Annotated in this window: 10 protein-coding genes; 9 read left to right on the forward strand and 1 reads right to left on the reverse strand. The window is 69.6% G+C overall.

From position 1 onward, the window contains the following. Window positions 1–71 precede the first annotated feature (71 nt). Window positions 72–965 carry an alpha/beta fold hydrolase gene (locus tag ACYP33_RS00185; RefSeq protein ID WP_459618872.1) on the reverse strand — a complete coding sequence of 298 codons (894 nt, stop codon included), beginning with the start codon at window positions 963–965 and terminating at the stop codon, window positions 72–74. 103 nt (window positions 966–1,068) lie between these two features. On the opposite strand from ACYP33_RS00185, the gene ACYP33_RS00190 reads away from it, so the two are divergent. The 9 genes from ACYP33_RS00190 (at window position 1,069) to ACYP33_RS00230 (ending at window position 9,526) form a co-directional block, all read left to right on the forward strand. Beyond that, window positions 1,069–1,281, forward strand: a complete 213-nt coding sequence (locus ACYP33_RS00190; protein ID WP_459618873.1) for a hypothetical protein — start codon at window positions 1,069–1,071, stop codon at window positions 1,279–1,281. After that, a complete protein-coding gene (locus ACYP33_RS00195; RefSeq protein WP_414440574.1) occupies window positions 1,278–1,610 on the forward strand; it encodes a hypothetical protein in 333 nt (110 codons plus the stop codon). Before ACYP33_RS00190 ends, ACYP33_RS00195 begins: the two co-directional genes overlap by 4 nt. Window positions 1,611–1,797: 187 nt before the next feature. Then, on the forward strand, window positions 1,798–2,646 hold the full coding sequence (gene hpnD / locus ACYP33_RS00200) for a presqualene diphosphate synthase HpnD (RefSeq protein ID WP_414440573.1): 849 nt from the start codon (window positions 1,798–1,800) through the stop codon (window positions 2,644–2,646). 293 nt (window positions 2,647–2,939) lie between these two features. Continuing rightward, window positions 2,940–5,267 carry a squalene--hopene cyclase gene (shc, locus tag ACYP33_RS00205; RefSeq protein ID WP_459618875.1) on the forward strand — a complete coding sequence of 776 codons (2,328 nt, stop codon included), beginning with the start codon at window positions 2,940–2,942 and terminating at the stop codon, window positions 5,265–5,267. Window positions 5,268–5,271: 4 nt separating this feature from the next. After that, entirely contained in the window at window positions 5,272–5,973 is a 702-nt protein-coding gene (locus tag ACYP33_RS00210; RefSeq protein WP_414440571.1) for a phosphorylase, read from the forward strand. A 16-nt stretch (window positions 5,974–5,989) separates the two neighbouring features. Next, window positions 5,990–6,253, forward strand: a complete 264-nt coding sequence (locus ACYP33_RS00215; protein ID WP_459618878.1) for a hypothetical protein — start codon at window positions 5,990–5,992, stop codon at window positions 6,251–6,253. A 187-nt stretch (window positions 6,254–6,440) separates the two neighbouring features. Next, window positions 6,441–7,496, forward strand: coding sequence for a C45 family autoproteolytic acyltransferase/hydolase (locus ACYP33_RS00220; RefSeq protein ID WP_459618879.1), 1,056 nt, complete (start codon window positions 6,441–6,443; stop codon window positions 7,494–7,496). A gap of 66 nt (window positions 7,497–7,562) precedes the next feature. Further along, the gene (locus ACYP33_RS00225) at window positions 7,563–8,903 is read left to right on the forward strand and encodes an aspartate aminotransferase family protein (protein ID WP_459618880.1); all 1,341 of its coding nucleotides are present in this window, start codon (window positions 7,563–7,565) and stop codon (window positions 8,901–8,903) included. Between the two features lie 41 nt (window positions 8,904–8,944). Beyond that, window positions 8,945–9,526, forward strand: coding sequence for a carboxymuconolactone decarboxylase family protein (locus ACYP33_RS00230; RefSeq protein WP_459618882.1), 582 nt, complete (start codon window positions 8,945–8,947; stop codon window positions 9,524–9,526). Window positions 9,527–9,570: the final 44 nt, after the last annotated feature.

Below are 9,570 nucleotides of genomic sequence, written 5' to 3' on the forward strand. Positions count from 1 at the left end.
ACGACTCGCGGGCGGCCCCCGGCGATTCCGGGCATTCCCGTGCGATGCGCGCGGCGTGCGCGTGTCAGGCGTCAGGCGGCCGCTTCGCGCGCAATGGCCGCCAGCCGGTCGGCCAGCGCCTGCGGTTGCGACAGGAACGGCGAGTGGCTGCTGTCGAACCGGTGAACGCGGGTCGGTCGGGCGGGCGTGAACGCGTCGGCTTCAGCGATGAAGCGCTGCTGGAGCGCCGGCAGGATCACGCGGTCTTGCGAGCAGGCGATGTAGTGCCGCGCGATCGCGCCCCAGCGCGCCGGCGTGGTGACGATCGGGGTGGCGAACGGCGCGGCCGGCACGTCGCACGACAGCAGGCGCACCGCTGCGCGGCACGTGGCGTCGTCGACATCGGCAAACAGCGCTTCCTTGAGGCGGGCCTGGTAAGCCGGGTCGCGGCTGGCCGGATCGATGCGCAACGCGCCGACCGCGCGCGGGCTGGCGCACATCAGCGAGGCCAGCATCTCGCCACGGTTTTCGGGCGCGCGGACGTAATCGAGGCCGTCCACACCCGAGGCCGGCATGAAGGCACTCAGGTAAACGATGGCCGCGATGCGCTCGGGCGCCCGCTCGGCCGCCGCCGTGATCGCCAGCCCGCCCATGCTGTGACCCACCAGCACGACGCGTTCGTGGCCGAGCGCGCAGGCGCGGTCGATGGTATCGAGAACGTGGTCGGCGTAGGCGTCGAGCGTGACGGCCGCGACCGGCGAGGGCTCCTGCGCGAACGCGTCGAGGTCCGTCCCGCCGAATGAGTCCGGATAGCCGGCACTCACTCCATGAGCGGGCAGGTCGCGCGCGAGGCTCGCATGGCCGTGCGCCGCGAGCGCCGCGGCGACCCGTTCATAGGCCCATGCGCCATGCCAGGCGCCGTGCACCAGCACGAATGGCAGACGGGCTTCGTCACGAGGTGCGCGGTGCGGATCGGAACCGTTCAAAGGGGTGTCTCCTCTCGTTGGATGGGGCGGCCGCTACGTGGGATCGAGACGCGATTGTCGGCGCGATTGCCGGTTCCCGCCAGCAAATCCGGCTTCGATGTGAATGCCCACTAACATCAATCAAACCCGCCGCGAGACGGCGGGCGATACCGCGCTCTATCTCGAAAATCGGCGAATTTCGGGCATCAACATGACAAACGGCTTTCATTTTCGTGAAGCTGTTTCCATCACACCACAGAATGACAACGTGCCTATTCCATTCCTACCGCATCTCGCGCTAATTTTCGGAGTCCCCCTTCATGAAGCCGCGTCATGAATACCGACTACTTCTTTTATCGCCGCCCCGAAACGCCCGGTCCGTATTCGCTCGACGATCTCGGTGACATTGCGCCGTCGATCGCGGCGGTCGATGCGATTCGCGATGGAATCGGGCTGGTGATCAACGGCCTGGCCTGGCGCGAGTCGGATGCCGTGCCCGGCGCCTGGTTCGGCGAAGGCGGCGCGACCTTCCAGTTCACCGCCGATCTCGACGGCCAGGTCACGAGCTTCATCGGTTCGCGCCTCGATCGCCGGCAGGTGCTGCAACTGGCGCGCGCGATGGGCTTGATCGCCCTCGATCTGCAACGCGACATGGTGTTCGCGTAAGCGGCCGAGCCCGCGCCCGACAAGCGGCAGCGGGTGTCAAACATTGCTATACTTCCCGCCATTTCCGGCCATCCGCCGGTCAATCAAGCCTGTCTGCGCGCATCGTTCGCGCATCTAGCACGCAACTCCATCCCCATCGGGCGTGGCTACTTCCATCGCCCGCGAGGGCGTTTTAGCGGAGCCTGTCTTGGCCGTCAGCAATCTAGCCGTGGACGAAACCCAAACCGACGCCGCTGCCGTTTCATCGGGCAGCTCCTTCTATCGCGCGATGCGAATCCTGCCGGCGGCGCAGCGCGAGGCGATGTTCCAGGTCTATGCGTTCTGCCGCGCTGTCGACGACATCGCCGATGAGGGCGGCCCGCGCGACGTCCGCGCGGCCGACCTCGACCGCTGGCGCGCCGATATCGACGCCTGCTTCGCCGGCACGCCGCGCGCCTCGCTGGTGCCGCTGACGCGCGAAATCGGCAAGTTCGGCCTGAAGCGCGAGGATTTTCACGACATGATCGACGGCATGGCGATGGATGCCGCCGAAGATATCTGCGCGCCCGACGAAGCCACGCTCGATCTGTATTGCGATCGCGTCGCGAGTTCGGCCGGCCGCCTGTCGGTGAGAATTTTCGGGATGCAGGAAGCACCGGGCATCGAGCTGGCGCACCATCTCGGCCGCGCGCTGCAGTTGACCAACATCCTGCGCGACATCGACGAAGACGCCGACATCGACCGCTGCTACCTGCCGCGCGAGCTGCTCGAACGCGAAGGCATTCCCGTCACCGATCCGAAGACGATCGCCGCGCATCCGGCGCTGCCGCGCGTGTGCGCGACGCTGGCCGAGCGCGCCGCCGCGCATTTCGCGCATGCCGACCGGGTCATGGACGGCACGCCTCGCGTGCAGGTTCGCGCGCCGCGCATCATGTCGGGCGCCTATCGCTGCATCCTCGAGGCCGCGCTCGCGCGGGGCTTTGCCGCGCCACGCGCACCGGTGCGCAAGCCGCGTCTGCGGATGCTGTTGATCCTGCTGCGCTACGCGCTTTTCTGATCCGATGGCATGCCGCCACCGGGCGATCGGCGGCTTGTCCGCCGCATCGCAGGGTCGTCGGTTCGACGCTTCGGCGGCATGTCTCAATGTGAGTACCCGCTTCGCCGGAATATTGCGCTGCTTCTGCGTTGCGCACACATCCGGGGTTTCGGCTGAACCTGAAACGCCCGGCCCTGCGCTTGCGCGGGCCGGATTCGCTGTTCGCGGGCGACGGCACCGCCGCCCTGCCCGCGTCGATCGACGGCGCGTGCCGCCGAGCCGTACCGCACGCACCGCATGATAAAGAGGGACCGATGAACGATCTCACCGACTCGACCACACCGGACGACGCGCAACCGACCCGCGCCGCACTGCCCGCCACCGGGGATCTGCACGCGAATCCGGCAGTTGAAACGGCTGCGGGGGCAACCGCCGCGCCGGTCGCGCCTGCCGCGCCTGGCGATGTGGCAGCGACCGCCGTTGCGCGGGCCGTGCCGGCCACGCCGTCTGTTGAAGCCGTGCCGGTGACGCCCGCTGCGCCCGCCGATGTGGCTGCGGCTTCCGTCGCGCCGGCCACGCCGTCTGCCGCAGTCGTGCCGGTGACGCCCGCCCCGGCCGCCGATGTGGCTGCGGCAACCGCCGCGGCCGCCCCCGCCGCGCCCACCCCGGCCGCCGAGGCGCCACCCGCCGTCACCGCCCCCACCCCCGCCGAACTCGACACCGCGATCACCCGCGCCATCGACACGCTGCTGGCCGACCAGCGGCCCGACGGCCACTGGGTCTACGAGCTCGAAGCGGACGCGACGATCCCGGCCGAATACGTGCTGCTCGTGCATTACCTCGGCGAGACGCCGAATCCCGCGCTCGAACGCAAGATCGGCCGTTACCTGCGCCGCATCCAGTTGCCCGACGGCGGCTGGCCGCTGTTCGCCGAAGGCCGCCCCGACGTCAGCGCCAGCGTGAAGGCCTACTTCGCGCTGAAGCTGATCGGCGACGATGTCGATGCCGAGCACATGGTCCGCGCGCGCAACGCGATCCACGCGATGGGCGGCGCGGAGATGTCGAACGTCTTCACGCGCATCCAGCTCGCGCTGTTCGGCGTGGTGCCGTGGTACGCGGTGCCGATGATGCCGGTCGAGATCATGCTGCTGCCGCAGTGGTTCCCGTTCCATCTGTCGAAGGTGTCGTACTGGGCGCGCACGGTCACCGTGCCGCTGCTCGTGCTGAGCGCCAAGCGCCCGCTGGCGAAGAACCCGCTCGGCGTGCGCGTCGACGAGCTGTTCGTCAATCCGCCCGTCAACGCCGGCCTGCTGCCGCGCCAGGGCCACCAAAGCCCCGGCTGGTTCACATTCTTCCGTGGCGTGGACGGCCTGCTGCGCCTGGTCGACGGCCTGTTCCCGCGCTACTCGCGCGAACGCGCGATCCGTCAGGCCGTGCAGTTCGTCGACGAGCGCCTGAACGGCGAGGATGGCCTCGGCGCGATCTATCCGGCGATGGCGAACTCGGTGATGATGTACGCCGCGCTCGGCTACCCCGAGGATCATCCGAACCGCGCCACGGCGCGCCGTTCGCTCGAGAAGCTGCTGGTGATCGACGACGACGAGGACGGCGAAGCGTATTGCCAGCCCTGCCTGTCGCCCGTCTGGGACACCTCGCTCGCGGCGCACGCGTTGCTCGAAACCGGCGAGCCGCGCGCCGAGCAGGCGGTGCTGCGCGGCCTCGCATGGCTGCGCCCGCTGCAGATCCTCGACGTGCGCGGCGACTGGATCTCGCGCCGTCCGAACGTGCGTCCGGGCGGCTGGGCGTTCCAGTACGCGAACCCGCATTACCCCGACGTGGACGACACCGCCGTGGTGGCGCTGGCGATGGACCGCGCGGCCGGCCTCACGCAATCCGACGTGGATCGCGACGCCATCGCGCGCGCTCGCGAATGGGTGGTCGGCATGCAGAGCAGCGACGGCGGCTGGGGCGCGTTCGAGCCCGAGAACACCCATCACTACCTGAACAACATCCCGTTCTCCGATCACGGCGCGCTGCTCGATCCGCCGACCGTCGACGTGTCGGGCCGTTGCCTGTCGATGCTGGCCCAGCTCGGCGAAACCACGGCGAACAGCCAGCCCGCGCAGCGCGCGCTCGACTACCTGCTCGCCGAGCAGGAGCCGGACGGCAGTTGGTACGGCCGCTGGGGCATGAACTACATCTACGGCACCTGGAGCGCGCTCGGCGCGCTGAATGCGGCCGGCCTCGCGCACGACGACCCGCGCGTGCAGCGCGGCGCGCAATGGCTGCTGTCGATTCAGAACGCCGACGGCGGCTGGGGCGAGGACGGCGACAGCTACAAGCTCGACTATCGCGGCTACGAAGCCGCCACCAGCACCGCGTCGCAAACGGCCTGGGCGCTGCTCGGCCTGATGGCGGCCGGTGACGTGGCGCATCCGGCCGTCGCGCGCGGCATCGCCTGGCTGATCGCCGAGCAGAAGGCGCACGGCCTGTGGGACGAAGCGCGCTTCACGGCCACCGGCTTCCCGCGCGTGTTCTATCTGCGCTATCACGGCTATCGCAAGTTCTTCCCGCTGTGGGCGGTGGCGCGCTTCCGGGCCTTGACGCGCGCCGGCACGACGCGCGTCACGGTGGGCATGTAAACGGATGGCGACGCTCACGACCCAGGCACCGGTCATCGCCGTCACCGGCATGGCCTTCGAGGCAAAAATTGCGCGCGGCGATGGCGTGGAAACCGTCTTCGCGGCGCGCGCGGACAGGCTCGAACGCGCGCTGTCCGAAGCCGTGGCGCGCGGCTGCGCCGGCATCATCAGCTTCGGCACGGCGGGCGGCCTCGCGCCCGATCTCCAACCGGGCGCGCTGGTGATTGCCGATGCGATCGACGGCCCGTTCGGCGAAGTGGTGACCGACGCCGCCTGGAACCGGCGGCTCGCCGCCGCGTTGCGCGGCACGCCGGTCGCGCTCACGCTGCGGCGCGGGCGGATGGCGGCGGTGGGCGCGCCCGTGATCGACGCGCAGCAGAAAGCCCTGCTGCACGCCCGTCACGGCGCGCTGGCGGTCGACATGGAATCGCATATCGCCGGCGCGTTCGCGGCGGCGCGCGGCGTGCCGTTCGCGGTGTGCCGTGCGATCGTCGATCCGGCGTGGCGCACGCTGCCACCCGCGGCCACCGCGGGCCTGCGCGACGACGGCACCACCGCGATCGTGCCGATCCTGCGTGAACTCGCGAAGCAGCCGTCGCAACTCGGCGCGCTGCTGAAGCTGGCCGGCGACGCGCGCGCGGCCAAGACGGCGCTGATCCAGGCGCGTCACGCCTTCGAACGCGAAGGCGCCTGGCGCGGACTGTAAGCCCGGGCCGGCCGCCATGCCCTTCGTCGATACCTTCGTATCCCGTGCCGGCCGCTACGCGATCGGCACGGAATCCCCGTCGGGCCGCCGCTATCTGTCGATCCCGGTATCGAACCGTCTGGTCGACTACGAAGAACACTACGGCATTACCGACACGCAGGCGCAACGCTTCCTCGCCGAGCCGGAACTGGCGCGGCAATTCGCCCATGCCTGCCGCGCGCGATTGCATGACGACCGCCTGCTGACGCCGCCCGGCAGCGATCGCGGCGTCGCCACCTGAGCGGCTTCCAGGCCGCTCGTTTCCCTTCTCCGATGCGTGCCGCAACAGCGGCGATGTCATGTCGTCCTGCGTGACAACATTTGTTGTTGAGATATACAATTTGTGAATCGTATGTTGTCGAATGCCGATGCGACCCCGCCCGGCAGCGGCACAACCGATTTCCGTTTTTGTATCCGCAAGGTCATCAATGAAAGCACTTCACCCCGTCGTCGTTGCCGGCACGCCGTACGAGATCGGCCGGCAGCTCGGCGAACTGGCGCGCCCCGAGATGGATGCATATCGCGCCCGGAGCGCCGCTTGGCAGGCCGTCGCGGCACGGCTTGGCGATCCGCTGCTGCCGGCGCTGCGGCGCGCGGCCGAGGCGGCGTTTCCGGCGGCGGTCGCCGAGATCGAGGGCATCGCGGCCGGCCTCGGCCTGCCCGCCGATCTGGTGTTCGCATGGAATTGCCGAGGCGAGCTGCTGAACCGCACCGGCGACGGCTGCACGACGGTCGCGGCCTGCACGCCCGGCGCGCGCCGCATCGCGCATAACGAGGACGGCGATCCGTTCCTGCTCGACCGCTGCCGGCTGGTGGACGTGCGGCCGCAACGCGGGCCGGGCTTCATCAGCTTTTACTACCCCGGTTCGCTGCCGGGCCATACGTTCGCCGTGAACCGCGCCGGCCTCGTGCAGACCATCAACAACGTGCGCATCACCGCGCCCGCGGCCGGCGTGCCGCGCATGGTGCTGGCGCGCGCGGTGCTCGATGCCGGTTCGCTCGATGCGGCGCTCGCGATCCTGCGCGAGATGCCGCGCGCGAGCGGCTTTCACCACCTGCTCGGCTGTGCGGGCGACGTGCGCGTGTTCAGCGTCGAGGCCAGCGCGGCGCGCACCTCGGTGCTGGCCGTCGAGGGCGTGTACGGCCACGCCAATCACCTCGTGCACGCCGGGCCGAACGCGGACGCCGATGCGCAAGTCGTCACCGAATCGTCGCGCGATCGGCAGGCGCGGCTCGCGGTGTTGCTGCCGGCGTTGCCTACGTCGAACGCCACGCAGGCCCCTTCCATCGACGCGCTGACCGGCCTGCTTGCCGATCGCGGCGGCCCCGGCCTGCCGATCTTCCGCGACGACCCGGCCGACCCCGACGACGAGAACACGCTCGCCACGGCAGCATTCGACATCGACGCGAGCGGTGTCGATGTCACGGTGCGCCGTGGCGGCGCCACCGGTTTCGCGCTGCGCGTGACGCGCGATGCAGGCTGAGGCGATGGCCTCCCCCTTTTCTTCCCTATTGCATATCGACCGGCATTCCAGCCCCAGGAGCCCAGCATGACCACCGTATTTCACCGCGCCCCGCGCGCCTCGCTGCCCGTCGCGGTGGCGGGCGACGGCATCGAGATCATCGATGCGAACGGCAAGCGCTACATCGACGCGTGCGGCGGCGCGGCCGTCTCGTGCCTTGGTCACAGCAACGCGCGCGTGATCGAGGCGATCAAGCGCCAGGCCGATCGCCTGCCCTACGCGCATACGTCGTTCTTCACGACCGAAGTGGCCGAGGAACTGGCCGACCGGCTCGTCGCGGCCGCGCCGGCCGGGCTCGGCCACGTGTATTTCGTGTCGGGCGGCTCGGAGGCGATCGAGGCCGCGCTGAAGCTCGCGCGCCAGTATTTCGTCGAGATCGGCCAGCCCGCGCGCCGCCATATCGTCGCGCGCCGGCAGAGCTATCACGGCAACACGCTGGGCGCGCTCGCGATCGGCGGCAACCTGTGGCGGCGTGAGCCGTTCCTGCCGCTGCTGATCGATGCGCATCACGTCAGCCCCTGCTACGCGTATCGCGAGCAGCGCGCCGAGGAAAGCGCCGATGCGTTCGCGCAGCGCCTGGCCGACGAACTCGAGGCCACGTTCCTCGAACTCGGCCCGGAGAACGTGGCCGCGTTCGTGGCGGAAACGGTGGTGGGCGCCACGGCCGGCGCGGTGCCCCCGGTGCGCGAGTATTTCCGCAAGATCCGCGCCGTCTGCGACAAGTACGGCGTGCTGCTGATCCTCGACGAAATCATGTCGGGCATGGGCCGCACCGGCTACCTGTTCGCCTGCGAGGAAGACGGCATCTCGCCCGACATCCTGACCATCGCCAAGGGGCTGGGCGCCGGCTATCAGCCGATCGGCGCGACGCTCGTGTGCGATCGCATCTACGACGCGATCGTCGGCGGCACCGGCTTCTTTCAACACGGCCATACGTATCTCGGCCATGCCATCGCCTGCGCGGCCGCGCTCGAAGTGCAGCGCGTGATCGCCGAGGAGCACCTGCTCGACAACGTGCTGGCGCGCGGCGAACAGTTGCGCGCGCAACTACGCGAACGCTTCGCCGATCATGCCGCGGTGGGCGACGTACGCGGGCGCGGCCTGTTCGTCGGCGTCGAGTTCGTGGCCGACCGCGACAGCAAGGCGCCGTTCGATCCCGCGTTGAAGCTGCACGCGGCGCTCAGGCGCGAGGCGATGGCGCGCGGGCTGATGGTGTATCCGATGGGCGGCACGATCGACGGGCGGCAAGGCGATCACGTGCTGCTCGCGCCGCCGTTCATCAGCACCGCCGCGCAGATCGAGACGATCGTCGAGCGGCTGGCCGATGCGCTCGATGCGGCGCTCGCGTCGAGCGGCGCGTTACGATAAGCGCGCTCGCTCCCCTACCGATTTTCGACACTGGAACCGACATGACCGACCGCCTTCCCCCGTTCGACACCGCCCAGGCCACCGACGCGCAACGCGCGGTGCTCGACGAAATCCTCGCCGGCCCGCGCGGCAACCTGAACGGCCCGTTCCTCGGCTGGATCCACAGCCCCGAACTCGCGCAGCACGCACAGCGGCTCGGTGCGTTCTGCCGCTACGAAACCGGCTTGCCGCTGCGCCTGTCCGAACTGGCGATTCTCGTCACGGCCGCGCGCTGGCGCTCGCAGGCCGAGTGGTATATCCATCTGCCGATCGCGCTGCAGGCCGGCGTGCCGGAGGCGGTGGCCAAAGCGATCCTGTGCGGCGACACGCCCGTGTTCGACGATGCCGACGACGCGCTGATCCATCGTTTTTCGACCGAGCTTTACGAGACGCAGCGCGTGTCCGACGCGACCTATGACGCAGCGGCAGCGCGCTTCGGTGCGGTGGTGGTCATCAATCTGGTGGGTTTGCTCGGCTACTACGCGCTGGTGGCGATGACGCTGAACGTGTTCGGGATGCGCGCGAACGGGCAGCAGACGCTGCCGTTCGCGGAGTCGGAGGCTGGAGCGGAAGACAAGCGGTAAACGGATCGCGGCCCGGCGGCGCCTTCGCAAGCGAGGCGCCGCCG

This window comes from Burkholderia sp. 3C (genome assembly GCF_054589155.1).